This window comes from Leptolyngbya sp. FACHB-321, from assembly GCF_014695975.1.
Taxonomy (GTDB): domain Bacteria; phylum Cyanobacteriota; class Cyanobacteriia; order Leptolyngbyales; family Leptolyngbyaceae; genus Stenomitos.
This window is the reverse complement of the sequence record NZ_JACJPI010000077.1, coordinates 22,997-43,345: the sequence shown is the minus strand read 5'-3', so window position 1 is coordinate 43,345 and position 20,349 is coordinate 22,997. Positions and strand designations below refer to the sequence as shown.

The 20,349-nt window shown below is 49.8% G+C and carries 17 protein-coding genes and 1 CRISPR repeat array; of the genes, 4 read left to right on the top strand and 13 right to left on the bottom strand.

From position 1 onward, the window contains the following. Positions 1 to 38: 38 nt before the first annotated feature. A CRISPR array of direct repeats spans positions 39 to 1,669; the repeat unit is 29 nt; unit sequence CGGGGCACCCCCACGCTCGTGGGGACAAC. A gap of 22 nt (positions 1,670 to 1,691) precedes the next feature. The 3 genes from cas2e to cas3 are packed head-to-tail and all read right to left on the bottom strand — an operon-like array spanning position 1,692 to position 5,595. Continuing rightward, a complete protein-coding gene (cas2e, locus tag H6F76_RS22700; protein ID WP_190511717.1) occupies positions 1,692 to 1,961 on the bottom strand; it encodes a type I-E CRISPR-associated endoribonuclease Cas2e in 270 nt (89 codons plus the stop codon). Beyond that, positions 1,961 to 2,872: a type I-E CRISPR-associated endonuclease Cas1e gene (gene cas1e, locus H6F76_RS22695; protein WP_190511716.1), complete on the bottom strand. Its 912-nt coding sequence runs from the start codon at positions 2,870 to 2,872 to the stop codon at positions 1,961 to 1,963. Before cas1e ends, cas2e begins: the two co-directional genes overlap by 1 nt. A gap of 23 nt (positions 2,873 to 2,895) precedes the next feature. After that, positions 2,896 to 5,595 (bottom strand): CRISPR-associated helicase Cas3', encoded by a 2,700-nt coding sequence (gene cas3 / locus H6F76_RS22690; protein ID WP_190511715.1) that lies wholly within the window; start codon positions 5,593 to 5,595, stop codon positions 2,896 to 2,898. On the opposite strand from cas3, the gene H6F76_RS22685 reads away from it, so the two are divergent. Further along, positions 5,594 to 5,806: a hypothetical protein gene (locus H6F76_RS22685; RefSeq protein WP_190511714.1), complete on the top strand. Its 213-nt coding sequence runs from the start codon at positions 5,594 to 5,596 to the stop codon at positions 5,804 to 5,806. The genes cas3 and H6F76_RS22685 overlap by 2 nt on opposite strands. Here H6F76_RS22685 and casB read toward each other — a convergent pair. The 9 genes from casB to H6F76_RS22640 all read right to left on the bottom strand — a co-directional run bounded on the left by casB (position 5,803) and on the right by H6F76_RS22640 (position 13,856). After that, complete coding sequence (gene casB / locus H6F76_RS22680; RefSeq protein ID WP_190511713.1) at positions 5,803 to 6,369, bottom strand: type I-E CRISPR-associated protein Cse2/CasB; 567 nt, start codon at positions 6,367 to 6,369, stop codon at positions 5,803 to 5,805. The two genes, H6F76_RS22685 and casB, sit on opposite strands and share 4 nt — an antisense overlap. A 21-nt stretch (positions 6,370 to 6,390) precedes the next feature. Continuing rightward, positions 6,391 to 7,824: a type I-E CRISPR-associated protein Cse1/CasA gene (gene casA, locus H6F76_RS22675; protein WP_190511711.1), complete on the bottom strand. Its 1,434-nt coding sequence runs from the start codon at positions 7,822 to 7,824 to the stop codon at positions 6,391 to 6,393. Beyond that, positions 7,824 to 8,420: a type I-E CRISPR-associated protein Cas6/Cse3/CasE gene (gene cas6e / locus H6F76_RS22670; protein ID WP_190511709.1), complete on the bottom strand. Its 597-nt coding sequence runs from the start codon at positions 8,418 to 8,420 to the stop codon at positions 7,824 to 7,826. The genes casA and cas6e overlap by 1 nt, the downstream gene beginning before the upstream one ends. Next, entirely contained in the window at positions 8,420 to 9,052 is a 633-nt protein-coding gene (gene cas5e / locus H6F76_RS22665; RefSeq protein WP_190511707.1) for a type I-E CRISPR-associated protein Cas5/CasD, read from the bottom strand. Before cas5e ends, cas6e begins: the two co-directional genes overlap by 1 nt. Position 9,053: 1 nt before the next feature. Further along, positions 9,054 to 10,346, bottom strand: a complete 1,293-nt coding sequence (locus H6F76_RS22660; protein ID WP_190511705.1) for a type I-E CRISPR-associated protein Cas7/Cse4/CasC — start codon at positions 10,344 to 10,346, stop codon at positions 9,054 to 9,056. Positions 10,347 to 10,461: 115 nt separating this feature from the next. After that, entirely contained in the window at positions 10,462 to 10,650 is a 189-nt protein-coding gene (locus H6F76_RS22655; protein WP_190511703.1) for an HD domain-containing protein, read from the bottom strand. A 19-nt stretch (positions 10,651 to 10,669) separates the two neighbouring features. Beyond that, positions 10,670 to 11,656, bottom strand: coding sequence for a YafY family protein (locus tag H6F76_RS22650; RefSeq protein WP_190511701.1), 987 nt, complete (start codon positions 11,654 to 11,656; stop codon positions 10,670 to 10,672). A gap of 553 nt (positions 11,657 to 12,209) precedes the next feature. Beyond that, positions 12,210 to 12,809: a thermonuclease family protein gene (locus tag H6F76_RS22645; RefSeq protein ID WP_190511698.1), complete on the bottom strand. Its 600-nt coding sequence runs from the start codon at positions 12,807 to 12,809 to the stop codon at positions 12,210 to 12,212. 426 nt (positions 12,810 to 13,235) lie between these two features. Beyond that, on the bottom strand, positions 13,236 to 13,856 hold the full coding sequence (locus H6F76_RS22640; RefSeq protein ID WP_190511696.1) for a hypothetical protein: 621 nt from the start codon (positions 13,854 to 13,856) through the stop codon (positions 13,236 to 13,238). A 290-nt stretch (positions 13,857 to 14,146) separates the two neighbouring features. On the opposite strand from H6F76_RS22640, the gene H6F76_RS22635 reads away from it, so the two are divergent. The 3 genes from H6F76_RS22635 to H6F76_RS22625 all read left to right on the top strand — a co-directional run bounded on the left by H6F76_RS22635 (position 14,147) and on the right by H6F76_RS22625 (position 16,683). Continuing rightward, entirely contained in the window at positions 14,147 to 14,839 is a 693-nt protein-coding gene (locus H6F76_RS22635) for a hypothetical protein (RefSeq protein ID WP_190511695.1), read from the top strand. Next, positions 14,836 to 15,582 carry a hypothetical protein gene (locus tag H6F76_RS22630; protein ID WP_190511694.1) on the top strand — a complete coding sequence of 249 codons (747 nt, stop codon included), beginning with the start codon at positions 14,836 to 14,838 and terminating at the stop codon, positions 15,580 to 15,582. Before H6F76_RS22635 ends, H6F76_RS22630 begins: the two co-directional genes overlap by 4 nt. Positions 15,583 to 15,696: 114 nt before the next feature. Then, positions 15,697 to 16,683, top strand: coding sequence for a hypothetical protein (locus H6F76_RS22625; protein WP_190511693.1), 987 nt, complete (start codon positions 15,697 to 15,699; stop codon positions 16,681 to 16,683). Positions 16,684 to 16,776: 93 nt separating this feature from the next. On the opposite strand, the gene H6F76_RS22620 is transcribed toward H6F76_RS22625, so the two are convergent. Beyond that, positions 16,777 to 18,561, bottom strand: coding sequence for a tyrosine-type recombinase/integrase (locus H6F76_RS22620; protein ID WP_190511692.1), 1,785 nt, complete (start codon positions 18,559 to 18,561; stop codon positions 16,777 to 16,779). Positions 18,562 to 20,349: the final 1,788 nt, after the last annotated feature.

The following is a 20,349-nucleotide window of genomic DNA, read 5'->3' as shown; positions in this document are numbered from 1 at the left end:
GACAACGTCTTTTGCCTTTCCCGGTGCTGCTGCCCATCCGGGGCACCCCCACGCTCGTGGGGACAACGGCAGCGGGTGGACTGCCACTCAGAATGCTAACGGGGCACCCCCACGCTCGTGGGGACAACTGACCCGCAAGATTCCGCAGTTTTGCAACCACCGGGGCACCCCCACGCTCGTGGGGACAACGCCATCTGAAGACTGTTCTCAAATCATTAGCTACGGGGCACCCCCACGCTCGTGGGGACAACGATCTCCGACTGCATGGGTTTGGGGTCAAGTTGCGCGGGGCACCCCCACGCTCGTGGGGACAACGCAAGCGAATCAGTCGGGAAGGTGCCACCAACGGGGCACCCCCACGCTCGTGGGGACAACGGCGTAGTGGTGGGAGTAGGGCACGACATACCCGGGGCACCCCCACGCTCGTGGGGACAACGAGGACTCACCCGTAACTAAGTACGGGAACCAGCTGGGGCACCCCCACGCTCGTGGGGACAACACCATTTATGAAGAGTCACTATTGAAGATTGACAGGGCACCCCCACGCTCGTGGGGACAACGCAACGGCACATTGAAGCGTGAACACTAGTCCCGGGGCACCCCCACGCTCGTGGGGACAACGACTCAGGGCATACCAACGGTAACGAGCACACCGGGGCACCCCCACGCTCGTGGGGACAACCCCGTCTGCTCTTTGCTCATCACCGACGCGTTCGGGGCACCCCCACGCTCGTGGGGACAACTGATCGCCCTTGCGTTTGAAGCGTGGCTGTTTGGCGGGGCACCCCCACGCTCGTGGGGACAACGCCCATAATCAAACGGCTTCCACAATCACAGACGGGGCACCCCCACGCTCGTGGGGACAACGGCAAGAGTGCTGCAATATTGCGCGATCGCCCCGGGGCACCCCCACGCTCGTGGGGACAACAGAACTGCCAATCTCATGGCGCAACGTTTATTACGGGGCACCCCCACGCTCGTGGGGACAACGCTCCTAAGTCGTTGCTGACGAACCGCGATCGCGGGGCACCCCCACGCTCGTGGGGACAACGAATCCTGAGCAACCGACTGACCCAGTAGATAACGGGGCACCCCCACGCTCGTGGGGACAACGGGACTCTCTAGCCCGCGCGATCGCATATCATCCGGGGCACCCCCACGCTCGTGGGGACAACCACCGCTTCGACTGTTGCAAATCGGCGCGAGTCGGGGCACCCCCACGCTCGTGGGGACAACGGTTCTTGAGTGCCCCTATAAAGTCGTTAAGACCGGGGCACCCCCACGCTCGTGGGGACAACCGTCACACTTACTGCCGTCAGCGACAAAATGACGGGGCACCCCCACGCTCGTGGGGACAACGCTCAACGGGTTTGCTCAGACTGGGTTAAGCCTGCGGGGCACCCCCACGCTCGTGGGGACAACGGCGATGAGGCAAGCGGCGGAATGACACCATCCGGGGCACCCCCACGCTCGTGGGGACAACGTTCAAGAAAGTGGATTTTCAGTTCCCAATTAGCCGGGGCACCCCCACGCTCGTGGGGACAACTTCTCTGTCTCGCTGATGTTGTGCTTCACTTACGGGGCACCCCCACGCTCGTGGGGACAACGGGCAACGGCTGCAAGCGTATGAAGAGACAGCGCGGGGCACCCCCACGCTCGTGGGGACAACACTTACAAAGTAGTTGATTTTGCTAGGTTCTGACTAGCAGTAGTCCCTCTATGTCTACCAAGCGTCTAGACGGATTACCAAGGGTTTTGGCATTAAAGCCTTGCTCATTACTGGCTGGATAAATCATCACAGCAGACCCCTTACCGAGTTGTTGCCCAATCAACTGCCAGAGTTCATCGCGCACAAGGGCAGAAAGCTTACCTGTAAAGACTCCGGCTTTGACTTCAAACAACCAGCGGCTTAGTTCACCCCTGAGGCTAGGGCGAACATTCTCCACAATAAAGACAACCACTACAATTGTCCCTCTGACCAATCTTTGCCGCCTTCAACTTGCTCTACCTGGTCATCCCAAAGAAAACACACGGGTTCTGCCATTTCGTCTGCACCATCGTATTGCAAGACCTGATCAACATCCCGAATTATGCGTTGCATTAAGCGAGCCTGAAAGAATTTCTCGCGGCATTTGCGGCGCACGATTTCCTCCAAATCGAAGTGGGTCTCTGCCACAGCTTCAAACGCCGCGGGGATCGAAGTTTCTGCTTTATATAGATCGGCAATATCGTAGATAAAAGAGAGCGGCTTGCCCGTGTGAATGAAGCCCAGTGCCATTGAGTAACCCACCGTCGTCAGGGCTGCTTGACACACAGCATAGAGACAGGCATTGGCGATCGACAGCGCCTTATTGATCGGATTGGCATCGTTCCAGTCTGTCTGTTTGTAGTCGCGTCCTTGCCACTCCACTCCAGTTTCTTTGCTCAAGCGACCATAAAGTCTACGGACCCGGACTCCTTCCAACCCGCGAATTTGTTGGAGGGTCAGGTCAGGGGACAAATCCTCTTGAAACCGAAACTGATACAGCCGTCTGACCACTGCTAAACGTTGCAGGGAATCAGCCCAGAGCCGTGCTTGGTGAAACAGACGCTCTGTATTACTGGCATTACTCTGTCCGCTAGCATAGAACCGTAATGCCTCTTCACCGACCCACTGCACTGCACAAGCATTTTCTGCCAGAGTCTTAATGGCAGCGTGGGTAATAGACGTACCCGGTCCAAGCATGAGTGTTGAGATGCTGGCACAGGGAATGCGGTAACGGTTCTTTTCTTGAAAAATGGCGATCGCTTTGACATCTTGCTCAATGCGACAGTGTTCAAAGTACAGGAAGCTGATGCTGTCCCGCACTTTGGGAAGTGCGCGTCGTGTCATAAATGAAATATTTCTGAATTTGTTTAGTTGGATCTCCTGCTAGCAACTAATCCAAGTCGATTGCTATAGGTTATGGAGTAACTCCCAATTTGGGTAGGAACGTTAAGCAATGGCAATTCGCGCAAATAAGTTACCTCTTGCCAAGCTTTTGGAACTTGAATTTGTAGGTTGCCCAGTGCCTTATTCAGCGCATGGATTAGTCCCGGACTGGATAGCCGAACTTGCTGCCGTAAAACCTGACGAATTTCATCCTTCACGGGAGCGCGATCGCGGATCACCTTGTTATCCCCCGTATCTAAGATCACCGTCATCGAGTCATTGATCAACCGAGTCACCATTTCCACCTCTTTATCATCCTTAACGCTGCGATTGGTGAGGTTCTCGGCATAGCAGTAATGTTTCAAACTTGGAATCAAACCTTGCTCAGCTTGTTTTTCAAGACTGATCTGATAATTCTGGTAAGCAGCTAAACTGCTGTCCCAATCTAGTTGTTCAGCATCTGTCAGTTTAGCTGGAGCAGGATTTTCAAGCTCATAGGCTTGTTGAATCAGGTAATCGGTGTCGTGGGGAAGCATGATGACTGGTCGATCGCGCAATAAATACCAGGTTCGTAACAGTGCATGACGATCGTAAACTCTGGATTGGTAACGCCCTTTCACCATTCCGCTCTCAACATCATCACCAAAGTTAGGTAGACCGCTTTTCCCAGGTTTGGGGCGAATCAGGTAAATAACTCGTTCAGGTGCATTACGATGCTTGCGACCGTGCCGCCACAGTCTCCCTATCCGTTGAATGAGTAGATCAATAGGGCATAGGTCAGAAATCAAAACATCAAAATCAACATCAAGGGACTGTTCAATCACCTGAGTTGCAACTAATAACGATGGTAAGCGGGCGGCGTCATCCTCCGATTTGGGCTTGCCATAGTGTTGTAGACAATTGGCTTCCTTTTCCTGCCGATGCTCTTGGGTAAAACGACTATGGAAAACTTCTGCTTGGGGATACTGTTCAGCAGTGCCTTGGCAACGTCTAACCGTTGAGCGAATAACTGCTGTAGCTCCTTTGCCTAAGTAAGCATCAATTTGTGTTTCTTCAATCCATTGGATCCGAACAGGTTTGTTCCGGTTAATTTTAGCCAGTTTTTCTTGGGTGAAGGATGGGTCAACAGTTGCTTTGCCCTGTGCATAAACCGTTAACCGTGGATACTCTGCAACTGGCAACTCTGGCTTTGCCAGCCCTAAACCTTCGGCATAACTGGTGAGCAATCGTTGCCGCTGACCAGAACTGAGTGTGGCACTCAGAACCACCACAGGACTGCCTAAAATCCCGCACCAGTGCACCAGTTGATCCAATAGTCGGGAGGTGTAGCCATCATAGGCATGTACCTCATCCAGAATCACAGTTTTACCCGCTAACCCCAATAACCGCAAAAATTGGTGCTTGGTTCTGAGAATGCCCACTAATGCTTGATCAACTGTACCAACACCCCAGGGTGCAAGGAGGGCACGTTTACGGTGAACAAACCATTCACTAGCTGCCACTCCAGATGGCTCATGGTCTTTGTCATGAATATTTTCCAACCGACAAATAGTACTACTAAAGTTTTCATCCAGAGCGGATGCAGAATGAGCCAGTTGCAGATTGATGATTTGGTCGGGATACCAATGATTGAGGTAGTTTTTGAGGCGATCGTACAGCGCATTACCTGTGGCTTGGGTTGGCATCCCTATGTAGGTTCCGGGCATTCCGCTACTGGTATGCCAATGAGCCACCGTGAGGGCTGCTTCGGTCTTGCCTTCCCCCGTTGGGGCTTCAACAATCAGCAAAGCAGGTTCACCCTGCAAAGTGGGCATAAGGTTTTCAATTGCCTCTTGTAACCCTCGTGGTTCATTCTTAAATAATTCCTCAAATGAAAGCGGCTTTTGATGCGGTTGCCATTCCTGCCATTGGGCTGCTTTCAGTGTTGCATCCACCTTTACCGCTAAACTGTCGATGTAGTCCGTCAAATCGGGCTTGGCTCCAGCAGCAGGAAAGCAATCCTGATTACTAGCTAACCAATCAGCCAAGGTTGTAATACCTGCCAGTAAAACAGCAGCAGCAGCATCGGGCATTTGGGGTGGTTCGGTATTTTTGATCCCACAGTAATCGGCAAGGGTATCCAGAATTTCAATCCGCCACTGTTTCCATTGAGGAGATTCAGCACTATTGCCAAGATTGTATTTACGGGACTGAGATCCTTTAGTGATGTTTTCTATCTCATCATGTATGGGAATAAGACCATGATGCCCACCCACGATCGCCGCTAGTTCATCCGCTACCTCATTATCAACCCAAGTTTGCAGATATTCCGGTAGGGTACAAGCTGTAATTGTTCCATGTCCCGGTGGTTTAGCAGTTTTAGGTAAAGTCTCTTTTTGTGGATTTGCCCAGAGATCATAGAGAGATCCACCAGCCAATTGTTTGGCAATCTCCAAAACCGCAGAATCCTGAAATTGGAAAGGGGGTGAAACTTTGCCAGTGTCATGGCTTCCAGCCAAAAAGGGCACCCAAGCGCTTAAACTAGCCTCATCTAGTCCTAACCCTTGCTGTAACCGTGCTACGGCAGCGGCTGGGAGCAACTGGAGCAACCGTCGACAGACGACAGCGGTATCCAGCAAATGACAAATAACGGGATGAAAATTAGTGCCTTGGGCTGTTTTTGCCCATAAATCGATGTAGCTCATGGATGTAAATCAAGCGAAGGTGATAAAGGATTACCTGACGAGCCACAGACCGAATGCTTCTAAGCTGCACTTGCCAAAGCACCCTCGCTTCAGCGAGATAGTTATTGCCCAAACGCCCCCACAGATGTGGGACATTATTGGCTTTTCGATCGAGAAATTAACCCCAAAAGATGGTTTACCCCTGCTGTTTGCAGGACATTGGGTCTTCTAACTCTTAACAATATCGAGAGTTTCATCCGAGTTCTGCTCTTTCCCATCCTCTTTTGGGCACCAAAAATCCCTTGCCCAAGTTAGCTGTACCCACTTTCGAGAGTCATCCCAACAACGTAGGTGATATAGCAGTGTGGCGTAATCAATAACGATTGAAGTTTTGCTACTTTGTGTACTGCTAAACTGTACTACTAAGCTATGCAATGGCTGCATTAAAGAATCGAGCTCAAGCTGTAGCAGGGATTCTAGCCGCCGCTCAATACCAGTTGCTTTAATGTCAGGATGTTGTGAAAGCTTATATAGTGATGCTCCAAAGGACATGACGTTGTTTGGCTCTGGTAGTGAGCAGGGATACTCTGCAACTAAGCCAGCAATCAAGTAGAGTAAATCTTGGTTAACAGGTGCATTTCTGGGTAGATAACGCATCGCCCGAATTTGCATATCCGGTATCCCAGCTAATAAGGGACGTAGAGCACTGCGAACTGCACGATCCTGACAGATTCTAATCAATTCGGCAACTGTTGTGCGGCAATGGTCTTTAAGAGATGGGAGGGCTTGGGTCACGCGACATTCTCCTGCATTAGGTTATGGATTAGCCATCCGTATGGCAGTTTTGAACATTTGTTCAGTGATCGCCTTGCTTCGGTAATCGGGTAGAGCTGTAATTAGTGGTGAGACGAGTTGCTTGCTGTAGGTTGCCAACTGGGTCTGCCATTGTTGCAATCGAGTTTGAGCGCGATCTGCATCTGCTAAATCGAGTAGCAACCCTGGAAATTGTTGCCCAATGTAGCCATAGAGCGCAGCCTGCAGTGATGGCAGTTGAGCGAGGATTGTGTCTCTTTCACCTCGATTTAAGGGACTAGGAGCATAACTCAACGTCTTCCCAGTAAATACCTGACCAAAATGACGTGCCCAAGTGATAGCTCCTTCTATCCATTGCCAAATATCTGCATCTTCTAAAATCGACTCCGGAACCGCCAGCGAATCATCCGCCCAGTGCAACGGTTTTGCTGTATTTGTACCGCCAGCATGGGCAAACCCTAGAACTCTAACGGGTTGGGGATTTAGTAATTTTCGATTGTTGCTCAGCCAATCAAAAATCTTGGGTCGATAGTGATTATCTTCAATAGTATGCAGAATGGCTTCCGAGTCATCCCAGAGTTGTCGTTGAGGATTAAACAATAAGGGCAGCCAGACTTGTCCTTTGCTAAGGAGCCGAAACGCTTGATGTTGATCATAAGTAGAACTACTTCCGGTCGGCAGTTTCCAACCCGATGCTAACCGCAGATGAGTTACCTTATCTCCTTGCATCGTCAGTAAAATGCGACGTTCACAGTAAGTAAGCCAATCTAAGTAGCCTGCTGGATGCCGCTCTCCGATCCCATAGGGGGTATCTTTCTCCCACACAGGTTGATCGATGTCAGAGGCTTCATAACCCGATAGATTAAGTAATAGGGTGTCTCTAAGGGAAGAACCAATCGGAAACACATGTCGCCCTTGAGTCCAGCGACCTGGACCAGCAGTGATTGAATCACTCTTGCGTCCACCCAACTCTAGTGATTGCATCCGCAACAGCTCTTGAGTGGCATCGGGTAATGCTAGCCAGGGAGTATCGCTGGGCTTGAACCAAATGATAGGGGTATTAGCATCCTGGTAAATTGCTTTACCAATGGGGGTTTGCCCAATTGTGGTAGCAATCCTAACATCCTGAAGGAATGGACGATCCGGATGCAATAAGTCAAACCGATTTGCCCATTGATTCAGGTACTCACAAATACGATCGCCTAATTGTCTATCGACCCAAAGGGCTTTGTACTCTTGAGTAGTAGCTGGACCCCGGAAAGCCGCATGAGCGATCGCAATCAAGAATCGGTAGAGGGCTATTTGTCGAGGCGGATTAGCGGCACATAAATCATGTAATGAATTCCAGGACTGAAAAAGTTGCAGCAAACCAATAGACTTAACCTCCCCTCCTTGACGAGCTGGGATCCAGGGTTCAGTTAGTAACGAATAACTCATTACACACTCTCCTTGGCAGGTGCGACCTGCATTAAACCACAACCATAAGCTCGGCTCCGTCCAAATCCAGCTGTGATCACGTCACCTAATTGTTTTGGATCGATGACGGTTAGGTACCCTGTAAAACTCGTCGGCTTTAACTTCCAACGTTGCTCTAAGCGGTGAACAGCAATCTGTGGACCGTGCTGGATTGCCACAAACTTATCTAGCTTGGCAGCGCTATCTAGACGGCTAGCTAGCCAATCTGGTAATTGCTCGGCATTACGGGGCTTTCGACGGCGGGTCTCCGCTTCGATACCACTGGTGTCTGCCAACAACCGAAATTCCAGCCACTGATTGGGTTTGAGCAACTGATCTAAGTTCAGAAGCTTTGTCTGCACGTCATTGGTGTAGTTTTTCGGTAAAAGGTCAAATCGAGGCTCGACAGCGGATTGAATAAAAATGGTCTGTTGCTCCCAGCGGAAGAGAACACTTGCATCACTACGTTTATGGTCTGGAAATAAACTTTCAATGCGTCGGTGTTGTAGATAAGCGTTTTGTTGATCGTTCCTGAGTGCTTGGTGTCTAGGGCTGAGAATAATGCGGGTATAAAACATTATGATTCCGCCTCCAGTGGAAGCGTTCGCACCAAGCGAGGAGAATATTGCCGCTGCCCGAAGTGCAGTGGGTTATCCATCCGTAGGCTACCTGTCGAATCTTCCACTTCTAGGAAAGTGGAGATTGCATCCTTATGCAAAGATTTATAGCGTCGCAGGGCATTCTCCAAACTGTCATCCTTAAGCCCATCTTGTAACCAGGGACGTTCACCTGGTATACAGCTTTTTCTACCCAAGGATAGTAACCAGCGAGGTTTTAATAGCGCACAGTGAATCGTTTCCAAGAGCGCACGATCGTTACCCTCTAAACCAGCTAAAAAGACTGCCCCTGCTAAGTAATAGCGCTCAGTTGGTGTTGTGTCTTGGGGGATCTTCCCTTCAACGTTTACCACCTTTTGAACTGTATGAAAATCGATCAGTAGTTGACCAGGGCAGTCTACTCGAACACCAAACCTCAATTGGTTTAGCTTTGACAAGGTTGCTGTATCGCTACGAGCAATACCCATTGCTGCACAAACCAACCCCAACACACCAGATTTAGTTGGGGTTTGCTGTGTAGGACGTAGATTAAACCGAGCAGACTCACCCCAAGATTGCAATGGTCCAGATAGGCAGATCAAAAGAGTGTTCATGTTAACCCTCCAACCATGCCAACACTGTTTCTAACAGAGCACCATAGCTAGGTTCCAAATGGGGAGTAACATGAGACAACTGGGACTGCAATGATGGTTCAACAACTGCACAGGTTTGGGTCTTGACCAAACCATCTAGCAGCGTATTTTGGTCATGCCACCAGGTATCTAGTTGCCGAACCGAGCGTTCCAGGTATCCTTCTTTCTTTTGTAACTCTACTGGTTTCTCAAAGGCAACCAGACAGTTGAGCGGGCAAGACTCCGTTAGCTCAACCATAAACAAGTTAGGTAATGACCGATGGTGAAATTGATGAATATAACCTTTACCCCGTGAAGCTGTAATCAAGGCAGGCAAGAAAGTACGAATTACCTTTTTGACATCCCCACCTTCGCCTAAGTTCACTTGCAATTGCCCTAGATCTATGGCACAGGAGCAGGCATACACGCCGCTTGTTTGAGGGCGATCGCCTAGATGCCCTGCTCCACTGCCACTCGTGCTCTCTTCCTCTTCGCCTCCAGAACTGTTACTAAAGTCATCCATTGCAGTCCAGAAATCCGTTTCGACTGCAACCGAATGAGTGGTAACCATGTGGGCGCGAGACAGTGACCCATCAATATTTGCATCAGTGAGACTCGCCAAGAACCGTCCAAACAACGCAACATCGGCAGCGCTGGTCATATGGTCATGAATAATGGCTTTTTGAACCCGCTCATGCAATTCCTTTAAACCAGCTAGATCTGGTTTAACCTCTTCAGACCCCTTCTTCTTCTTGTCCTTACTCTTCTTACCACTGATCTCAAACGAAGGGGCTTTCCCTTGGTTTAGGGCATCAGTGAGATTAGGACGTAATTCTACAAGAGCCTGATCAAGTTGGGGTTGGTAACGACGCGCGATCGCTACTAGCTCCTCAAGTTCAGTGTTGGACAAAAACATCAGCACGTCTGTTTGACCGGCTCTAAAGGTTTCCGCTTTGTCAGTCTTTGCACCTGTCGCTGACAACATTAGGAATGCAACCATCAGAGCATCTGTCCGTTCGTACTCCAATTCATCCTGCAATTTTTGGGCTAGCCGATCTGCCCATAGCCGGGAACGATTTCCAGCATCCCCTTCCCATTTTTCATTAAAAGTTTCACGCACCTGCCGACTCCAAGATTGGGAGCTAATACGTCCCCGCATACTGCCCCCGTAGTAGGTGGTTTTTGGTGCACCTGAGCGATCGCGGTTGGGATTTGAGATCGGTAACGTTTGAATCCAGTGAACTGTTAGAAAGTGACCCAATTTTGTAGTGTTCATCGTTGCTTCCCCTATTAGTGTTCTTCGTTACCAACCAAATCAGCTTTCATTTACCCCAAAAGACTTTAATTCAAAAAGATTAGTTCATTTGTACTTGACAGGCAATAGTCTTTAATCACAGAATTATTTGGGGACATAGGTCTGTTTCTAGGGTTGTGATCGCCACAGGACTCAAATAACTCCTTACAATCGCCATTGCAACCGCCGCTGTATCTGCCAGATGGCAAATGACTGGGTGATATTCTGGTGAGCCATCGGCATGAAAATTGCCGGCTCCGGTCTTAGCCCAAAACTTCTCTGTCATCAGTTTTCTATCTAGTGAATTAATGTAAGTTGGCATCAGACTGGTAGTAATGCCGCAGCATCGCTTCAGTTTCCTGTTGCACCATCTCAACCAGCTCTGGTGGCTGCTTAACGACCGCTCCCCGCCCATACCCCAGCACCCATCGCTTCAGGTCATTCAAGCCCCTAACGACCATGTGCAGCGTTACCGACCCATCTAAATGTTCTGTAAGCTCCTGCGTCGGGTGCCAGCGGCGCTCTCGCACATAGGGAGCCGTTCGCGCATCAAACCAAATCGCCACAGGCAGCGGCACCCCACCCGCTTCATGCTGAAAAATCATTTCCAGATGGTCTTTAGCATCAAACGTGGGGTCTGGTACAAACGTTGCCGCCAGTACCTCCAGCTGTTGAATCCGGTCTACCCGAAACCAGCGAATCGCTTGCCGCTTGTGACAGTGCCCAATCACGTAGGGATTCGTGCCCCGGTAGAGATGCAGCACATAGGGATCAAGTTCTCGTTCCGAAACCGCATCTCGACTGGCAGTGTAGTAGGTCATCTGCACCGTCTTATGGGTGCGGCAAGCATCCTCTAACCTGTGCCACACCTCCGGGTCGAGGTCGATTTCTGCTCCGGCTCGAAACAAAATACGTTCTTCTGCCAGTTGGTGCAAGTCTACCCAAGTTTCCTCTGGCAACCGTTCACTAAAGCGCGTGAGAGCTGAACGGAGGTCTGTGGCATAGGGTGAACCTGCATAGGCTTCCAACATCCTGGCTCCCAACGTTAGCGCAAACAGTTCACCCTTACTCAGGCTAATACTTGGCAACCGCCATGCTGGGTCTGTATAGTGAAACCCCTTCTGCCTGCTGCACTCTAGCGGTGCATGATAGCGATCGCGCAGGAAATTCAAGTCATTGCGGATCGTCCGTTCGCTCACCTCAAGCACAGTAGCAAGACTAGCAGCTGTTTGCCGTTGCCCTTGCCGTAGGAGAGAGTCGAGTTGTAAAAGCCTTTCAAGATGACGCGACATACTTTACATCAGATGAGCTATTGGCATCGTAGGTGGGCTACCCTGCAAAAACGCTTCCGCCTTGAAACCATGCGTAAATTTTGGGGAGAGAAAGCTTTAGCTCTTTGTGCGCTGGCAAGTAGCAGTGCAGTCAAGCTTGTCCGGCTTCATCCATCTGCTGAAGCAGTCTATAAAGCAGCTTGAGTGCCATTGGGTATGGTTTCACACGCTGGTTTCCCAACGATTGCTCGTAGGGTAGGAACACCCAGCCGCAAACTGTGCTTGCTTTCAGTCCAAGGGTCGCCGCAGTGCCTCAATCAGTTTGGCAATCGCTGTTTGACTAGCTTGACCCTTAGCTACCGCCGCGTCAAAACCTCCGTCTAACCAGCCAAACTAGACTACTAACCTACTCAAAGAAACAAGTGATGCAGCACGCTTGTTAACGGTTACCTATGATCTTTAAGCACTTCAAGGTTATGTGAAAGCAGGGTAAAGCTTTTCATGCCTGCTCAGTATGCCCACGGCTGCCCTAAAGACTACTACACCAAGTGGGGCGAGGCTCAGGTTACTGCTGCTACCACCCATTCCAAGGCTTAACCGCATTCAGTTCTCCCCACACGCCCAACTTTTTTCGCTGAGCGACCGCTTCCATCGGCGCGAACCCACTTCCATTCGGGCATCGACTGGCATACTTTGCATACATATAAGCCATCCCTGCTAGCAACTGTTCATCGTTCAACAGCTGCTCCTCTTCTGGCTGCTGTGGGTTACGGGCTGGAACATACACTTCAGCTACCTTACGCCCATAGCGATCGATGTCACTAATGTACAAAATCACCTGATTATCAGCGCTGGCAAGGAGCGATCGCAAGTGATCCCGACTCTGCACGCCAAACGGCTGGCTTAACGCTGGCGCATCAATGCCACATAGCCGCACCTTTACTGTTTGCCAACCTAACTTAACGGTGATGGTATCCCCATCATGCACGTTAATCACAGTTGCTGGCTCACTTTGAGGCTGCGGCAAAAGTCCTGGCGCTGGGGCAGCGGCGGTTGGATCATCATAACCCGGTCGTTTTGCTTGCAACTGCTGCCACTGCGAAGCGACATAGAACCAACCAACGATCGCGATCGCTCCAAGGGGCAGCAGGTTCAGCAGCGTTTTCGCTTTCATGCGGTCGCATCCCTCATGTCCTAGATAGCTTGGTAAAGACAGGTTTTAGAGTGCCCTCATACGGAACGCTCACCCTATCACTTCCTCTATGAACAACACGCTTGTGAGGAAAGCAGCAGTGCTCGGTCTGACATGAGCGCTCGTTAACGTCTGTCACTTCTCTGCCTCATCTGAACAACACTAAACCTGGCGCTTGCGGATGAGCTTTTTGGTCTGTCGTCTCACTTACTCATTAGTGAGGATGCTGTTGGAAACTTGCATAAGCTCGTTCCAGGTCAACCCATCTTGTTGAGAGCGGACAGCCATGAGTGGCGAGCACGTCCATTGCTCCTGGTCGGTCACTGCGTCAAGGCTAAACAGGCAGAAGACAGGGATGGCTAGCAGGGCAGGTGCACCGCTTGTGGTGCACCTGCCCAAGGCGTTCAGTCAAAAGTCCTCCCAAGCGCTGCACAGTAAAGCGTGTTCCTCCTCCTCCAAGGACTGTTCGCTCAGCCATCGACAGCACTCCGTGGCTTCTAATGCCTGCTTGCCTGATTCCCAATCGAGCCACCGTCTGAGGCGATCGACGGCTCCCACGTCCCACTGTAGCCGTAGTTGTTGTTCGATGGTCCACACGAGTTGCTCCACCACCGCCGCATTGTCCTCCACTTGGTCGGGTAGAAAGAACAGCGGCTCAATGGTGAGACAGCCATCTTCCGGCAGTTGCAGGTGCGACCATGGCTCCAGCAGTTGTTCACTGGTGTATAGACCCGACCATGAATCCAGCAGTTGTTCAATGGTGTGTAGACCCTGCCCATCGATGAACGTGTCTTGGTCTAACTTCACAGCCGCCTGGATAAAGATAGTTCTGCACGTGTCGTTCAGCCGGAAGGCGACCTGGTACAATTCGCCGCCTACCAGTGTGTGGATCGCTTTGGCGATCATCCAAGAGCCTTGAGCCAGCATTCCCAAGCGGTAGCTGTGGTAGGGAAAGAGGCTTTGGTAATCAAACGACGTGACGATTTTGTGCAGTGCTTGGGTTTGCGCTGGGGTCAAATGCTTGAACATCAGTAGTGTCTTCCTTTTAAAGACGAAAAAGCCGCTCCCCCATAAATCGTGGCAGCGGCTTTCTTCAATTATTGGTGTCCATAATAGCACCGACACAGCAAGGTGACACATCTTTCGCTCCAGGCTCTTGCTGCCACCTTCCACTCACAACGTCAACGTCTGCATCAACTGAGGCAATCGCCGCCTTGATGCCAGTGCCAGTCTGTACTTGTCACCGTAACAGGGATTGCTTGCCGGATTGAAATGCCAGCACGTAGGGTGAAAACAGTCCTGTTTGCCTACCACTGACGATGCCCATTGAGATCACTCTAGAGCGACGGCAACTGCAATTGACCCGTACAGAAGCGGCACTGGCGAAAGCTGCCACGAGCCGCCAAGCCTTATGCCGACAGTTTGACCGTGCAATCGCGGCGAAACAAGCGCTGTTTGAGCCTGCTGGCTCCCTCCAAGTGGATGAGGCGACGTTACGCTGGTCGATCCATCGCTATTCCGAGCAGTTGGTGCCGGATGCCACAGCGCAAATCAAAGGCTTTCTGGCGCTTCAGCGTCCGCTTTATTTTGAGCCTGGTTTTGCCCCGCTGTACTACTTCACCCATAAGTCGGGTGGGCAAGGTTTGAGTGTCTCCAAGAGCGCGGTAGCAGCCGTAGCTGAGGGCATCGGTGCCATCGTGATGCAGCGGTTATTCAAAGCCCGCATTCTGTGCCGTCCTTACCATGACTACCCGGACATGCTTGGGACAGATGCTTCTGCGGGCAGCCAGCTTACTACCAGCAAGCTGTACTTGATGGAAGTGAAGGGCACCTGTATGCGCTCGATCTCCGAGATGCGGCAAACGCTGGCTGAAGAAGTGTTTCGACTCGCCGCTTACACGGCGGCTGCCCAGGATCTTGATCCAGCCAGAGCGATGGTGGGTGTGTTGGTGGGAGTCATCATCCATACCGTTGATCGTTTTTCTGCCCTGCTCATTGAGGTCACCTTATGAGCCGCTTGCTGTCCATCACTTCCCAGCGCACCTTTCTACGGGCTGCTGTCGTCGCCTTAGCCGCTACAGCGATGGAACCAGAAACGCCTGGCAGGAGTAGCCTACTCGAAGACTGCCTGATTTCTTTGACGCTAGAGGAGATGTGTCACATCGTGCAGGTGCAGGGCAGGGCGGGCTATCGGCATCCAGCGACAGTTTTAGAGCAGGCGTTAGACGCGATCGAGCGCACACTGTATCAGCCGGATTCCTGTCAATGGAGCCAGTACTGGCAGAGTGTCCGTGAGACGCTGAAGCAACCAGCCAGCCAACTGGAGTTATTGCAGGCGCGGTTGATCACACCGTTGCGGCAGGAAGAAATGCCTGAGCGCCAGCGGGTCGAGGAAGGGGTGGAAGTCCCCTTTGAGATCATGCATCTGCCTGAACTTGACGCACTGGTGGCGGTGCCCCTCAAGGAACCGTGTTACTTGCATTTAGAACGTGCTCAGGCGCAGGAGCATTGGGTGGTCTCCGGGGATCACTACCCGCTTGAAATCCAGGTAGATGATTTGACCTTCGTGGTTTCCTCGGCTGGCGAAGTACTTTTGCAGGTACAGAACTTCCCCAAAACGTTAGTACGGCAAGTGATGGAAATGCTGAGGGTTGTTGCCCAAACGCTCTATACCGATGGGAAACCTCATTTTAGGGCGCGAGTAGAAGAGTCGGAGGCAATGGAGCCTTCGCCACCGCAGGGTGAGGGGGAATAATCCCTGTCTGGATTGCCGTCAGTGCTGATGCATCTTCGCAATGAACCAACGTTGCTGGTTGCATGATAGAGCAAGAATCAAGCCCTTGGATAATGCTTAGAAGTGTAAGTAATCATGGCATTTTGTTTTGTTACAGTTCACGCTGATGTGCCCCCAGTGCTACTAAAGAGTCTGACTGTCTATAAACAAACCCATCAGCTTGGGTCAGTTTCTCAAGCCATTACTACTATATTAGAAACGTTCTTCAAGCTTGAATCCATTCAACTGCATACACAACTGCATGCAGCATTAGGCAAGACCAATCTACTTCAGCGGCTTGATCGAATAGAAAATATCATTCTGCGTTTAGAAGCACAAATAATTGCTTTAGAAGGTCAAGGCTCGTTTACATCACTAAACATAAAGCATGGAGTTGTCAATGCTGCATGTGAAAGCAAAACACTTATGCCTGTGCAGTCACAACAATGGTGCAGGCGCTCTTTAACGGCTCAATTAGTTGAGCCATCAGGCGACTCTCAAGGCAGCCTACTAAACAAGACTGCTTCTATTGAAGCGCGATCGCAAGTTCCTCTAAGTAACGCTCACTTATACCCATTTCCCGCAGAGCTAGCTTCAGAAGATTGGACGAAGGGTATTACCACCAATCGCTTAGTCGCGCGCTTGCAAACCAATCCCGCTACCCTCAAGAAATATTTGAGGGATCTGAAGCAAAAGGAATGGGCAGTACAACGTGATCCAAACGGGTTAGGGTGGACTTACGATCCCTTACTAGAGCGCTACTACCCTGTCCCAATGAAGGTAGCGGCTCACGCCTCTACAGGCATAACGCCCACTTTTGAGGCTGAGAGACCGGCATGGCTGGAGAGACAAGCAACTCAAAACGGCAACTGCGAACCTGAGCCAGATGCAGCGCCCTGTGAAGGACATGAGTGTAAAGGCGGCTTAACCCAGTCTCAACTCGCGCGCTTAACTGCGATTCCAAACAATACCTTGCAACGTTGGAAATACTTGCCAGATTGCGCTGAACGGATTCGCTGTCGGACAGAGGGCACCTTTGCCTACTGGTATTCTGAGCCGAATCGACGGTTTTACCCACCCTGATTGGAGGCAGATTAAGCAGTTGCACGTCACTTGTGCCTGTTTGTAGCAAGCGCCTGATCCCGTACCAGAAGCGGAACAGGTTACTTAGATGCTTCACTCGTCTAACACCTCGCGCTCTGCTGCGGAAAGCGACTCAAAGACTGTCGCCCGTTTGCGTGGGCTCAAGGCGTTCCACAACTTCTTGACCAGCTTTTTAAGCATTGCAATGAGCGCAGGCGGATTCATCTGCGCCACCGAGAGCGCTACCGGCGACGAGCCAGGTGATTGCCACTCTTTAACTCTTGCCTCATTAGCAGCAATGTCTTTGTAGGCAAGCCCCGCTTGCCGAGCCAATTTGCCAGGATGCATTTTGTTGTAGCGCTTGATCAATTCGCTGACGTCATGACCAAGTAGTTCCGCATAAATTGCCAAGTGTTCGGGGCTGCCATAAGTGCAAACCCAGGTAGCAATGATGCGGCGAAAATCGTGAGGAGCCGTCCACTTGGCGTTTTCAAAGCCGTACAAGTGAGCTGTGGTCACTGCAACAGTGCGGGGCACCAAGTTTGAAAGATACTGGTGAGAGGCAATTGGGTCTCCCCGAAGAGAGTGTTGAGTACCTATAGTTCTGCTTTCACGCATGAAAAATGCGTAATCATGCCCCAAATTTTGAGGGCGGACGTAATCGCGGTAGTAAAAGAAGTCGGCATTCAGTTCCTGCTGTATGGGTCCAACAAACAAAGGGTAGACCCTTCCTTTATCTGTTTTGCTGCCAGTTTTGTGCCCTTCTGGTGTTAGCTCGACGAGAATCTCGCCATTGCCTTCTAAAGAAAGCTTTTGAAAGGTGAGTTCACGCGCTTCGCGTTGTCGTCCACCTGTTGTAATTAGGATGGCAAGGAGGAAGTAATCCATCCAGGCATCAATGACTTCTCTGGTCACTCCATGCTGTCTTTCTAGATCTTTGCAACGCCAACCCAGGTACTTTAAGACTTCCCAGCACTGCTCTATACTGATTGCTCGCGCCTCAAATGCTTCGTCAGAAGCATGGGGTCTGTCCTGAAGGTCAGGTACAGCTTTAACATAGCCTTTGGCAGTCTTGACTGCCTCTGAATTCCGCCAATCTTCGCCCGGAAAAGATTGGTTAAATGACCATTTCGCAACTGGAATGGCGACCGCAATAACTGTTTTGATTGATAGAGAGCTGTTCCCCTTCTCTCTTGACCAGGTTTCATAATCCTTGAGAACGGACAGATCTAACAGTTGCTGCAAGCTAAGCTGATCGAGGGGCGTTTCCCGATTTCTTTGAAACCCCAGAATCGAAGCAATTGCGTTATGCCAGCTTTTGAGCGTAGTAGGACGCACAACCTTTTTTCGCCATGGATTGACCGTTGTATAGAAGCGATCGAAAGCTTGAAACTCTTCTCTGAGGCGAGGAGTCCAGTCTGATTCTCTCAGCAAAAGCTGTTTTGCTTCTTTTTCCTTTGCTTCTTTTTCCCTTTTAAGGGCAGTGACTATCGTGTACGTGCCTTTAGGAATATGAGTATTAAATTGATTTTTGATTGCAATGATTTCTCTAGGAAGAGGATCAGGCAAGTACCAGTCTTGTTGCAACAGCCAATTACAGAAGCGTTTCCACTTGCTCTTTCTCACTTTTCGGGTGTGATTTGCAGTCATCAGAAGCAGTGCTTCATTGAAAATGGGGTCTGCTAGGGCGACAAAACCAGCAAGCGTAATTTGATCCAGAACATATTTTAGTTTTCGATGTTGTAGTTCTTCTAGCCCAAGAGTTATCAGCAATGCACGCAAGATGTACAAATTGATAATTGAGCGAACTTCGCCAGTTTCACGTTTGCCATTTATCGCTTCATATTTTGCTAGGGCTTCGGATAATTGTGTCGTCATATTAGATTTTGAAAGTTATGGAAAATACCGTTTTTACTCTTACCCTTTTGATCACAAAGGTAGAAGTAACCAACGAAAAATCTGGGTTTTAGCCTTTAGATTTCATAACTACATAACTATTTTTTCGACTCCATAACTGCTAGATTCACCTGAAAACATGGATGAATTTCACGCTTAAGCTAAAACACTCTCAGCTTGCTGAGGCTCTACCGACAGAACTTAATGACAACTGATATAAATAAGCGAAGAACCTCTCTTTCTTATCAGTAGAGATACGAATGAATATTTTCTAAAGCAATCGCGCTATCACATGCGATAGTCTCTTGAAAAGCTGGCATGGCAAATTAAGAGGGCATGGTCATACTTCCTTCTAATAAAAAACACTGGGTTAATAACTGCATAAGTACCTACTGCCTAACCGCTATAATGCAGCCACAGCAAGAGTTTCAAAAGCCACTTTTTGTAGCGTACTTAAAGGCATACTTAAAATTGCAGAAGCTTTTCTCAAAGCCAGAGAGTGCAGACTCTCTGGAAAAATTGAAAGGCAACTTAAGAATCTTCAAGACATTGCAGAAGGTTAGAAGCAGCCAAGATCACTAACGATGACAGTTAGGGCGATCGAATCCGTGGCACAACATTGGTGTGCCTTTCTGTGAGCGAGAAGCGTTTACCCCTTAAATCCTTGTTCCAGACGTGAAATTGCTTGCCTTTTCACTGCATTGCTTTGGAGACTCGATTTTTTGCAGTGCGCTTAGAGCGTACTTAAAGCAGCGAAAAGACCTTCAATGCCTGAAAAAGTAGACCTCTGTAATGACTTAAGGCTTACCCAAGTACTTCTCATTCGCACTGGAAAGCCCATCACTACAGAATCTGCGTCAGCGCATTGATCAAACTCGAAGCGCAAACCAAAACGATAAAGGTTTATAGCCTCACGGACGGAATAGCTGAAGGGGCGAAGTAAATCTATTGGAGATTGATGCGTTCCCCATAGCTGAACGAACTGGTAACTCCCAAAACGGCAGCCCTGCCGTAAGAGGCAAAATCCTGAAAAATGAACATGACGAATCAGCAGGAGCATGATGTACTTCCTTTTAGCAAGATGAATGGTTGATGAATGCTTTCTGTGTTTTCTGGGCTTTCCGCCCCAAAAACGGCTAGCTGCCGATGCTTTTGATGTTTTACCCGCTAGCTCTGGAAACCTTCAGTTAAGTCGTGGCTAATGAACCCCTGAAGCTTTAATTAAGTGTCAATTAGCCGTTTTTTTCTGTTCTCATTGTTCTGTACTCGAACTACAAACTGACGACTGGTATTCCTTTAGGCGAACCGAAGTGGAATACTCGCTACTTTACTGAATCGCCTTTGTGAGCGTCAATCAGCCTTTGCAGGGGGGCACCCAAGGGACGGAGAGTGAGAACCGCCAACGTCAAACACCAAAGAAATATTTCTCAACAAATCACAAGCAGTAAAAGTAAGCCCGAAATGCCCATGACTATATCGGGCGCGTCATCAATTCTTCACCCAAAGCTTGAAATACAAGCATTACCACGCCTGCTCAATCAATCAAGCTAGGAGCTGTAACCCCTTCTGACTATTGGAGTTAGCCCTTCATTGATGACAGCCTTTAGCAAACTCAAAGATTTTGATCACGATTCTCGCTTACTCTCTTATTCTCTTTGTAACTAGTGTAAAAAAACTTAACTGAGAGCAGTAATCGCTGTGTTGTTTATTTGACAGGGGATTTATACAAAAGCATATTTTTAATTAACCGGAAAAATATTAACAATGTAT

Excerpts from the sequence above, each read along its gene's own strand:
- cas1e (WP_190511716.1), bottom strand. The coding sequence starts at position 2,872 with ATGACACGACGCGCACTTCCCAAAGTGCGGGACAGCATCAGCTTCCTG.
- H6F76_RS22685 (WP_190511714.1), top strand. The coding sequence starts at position 5,594 with ATGGATGTAAATCAAGCGAAGGTGATAAAGGATTACCTGACGAGCCAC.
- cas3 (WP_190511715.1), bottom strand. The coding sequence starts at position 5,595 with ATGAGCTACATCGATTTATGGGCAAAAACAGCCCAAGGCACTAATTTT.
- casA (WP_190511711.1), bottom strand. The coding sequence starts at position 7,824 with ATGAGTTATTCGTTACTAACTGAACCCTGGATCCCAGCTCGTCAAGGA.
- cas6e (WP_190511709.1), bottom strand. The coding sequence starts at position 8,420 with ATGTTTTATACCCGCATTATTCTCAGCCCTAGACACCAAGCACTCAGG.
- cas5e (WP_190511707.1), bottom strand. The coding sequence starts at position 9,052 with ATGAACACTCTTTTGATCTGCCTATCTGGACCATTGCAATCTTGGGGT.
- H6F76_RS22660 (WP_190511705.1), bottom strand. The coding sequence starts at position 10,346 with ATGAACACTACAAAATTGGGTCACTTTCTAACAGTTCACTGGATTCAA.
- H6F76_RS22655 (WP_190511703.1), bottom strand. The coding sequence starts at position 10,650 with ATGACAGAGAAGTTTTGGGCTAAGACCGGAGCCGGCAATTTTCATGCC.
- H6F76_RS22650 (WP_190511701.1), bottom strand. The coding sequence starts at position 11,656 with ATGTCGCGTCATCTTGAAAGGCTTTTACAACTCGACTCTCTCCTACGG.
- H6F76_RS22645 (WP_190511698.1), bottom strand. The coding sequence starts at position 12,809 with ATGAAAGCGAAAACGCTGCTGAACCTGCTGCCCCTTGGAGCGATCGCG.
- H6F76_RS22640 (WP_190511696.1), bottom strand. The coding sequence starts at position 13,856 with ATGTTCAAGCATTTGACCCCAGCGCAAACCCAAGCACTGCACAAAATC.
- H6F76_RS22635 (WP_190511695.1), top strand. The coding sequence starts at position 14,147 with ATGCCCATTGAGATCACTCTAGAGCGACGGCAACTGCAATTGACCCGT.
- H6F76_RS22630 (WP_190511694.1), top strand. The coding sequence starts at position 14,836 with ATGAGCCGCTTGCTGTCCATCACTTCCCAGCGCACCTTTCTACGGGCT.
- H6F76_RS22625 (WP_190511693.1), top strand. The coding sequence starts at position 15,697 with ATGGCATTTTGTTTTGTTACAGTTCACGCTGATGTGCCCCCAGTGCTA.
- H6F76_RS22620 (WP_190511692.1), bottom strand. The coding sequence starts at position 18,561 with ATGACGACACAATTATCCGAAGCCCTAGCAAAATATGAAGCGATAAAT.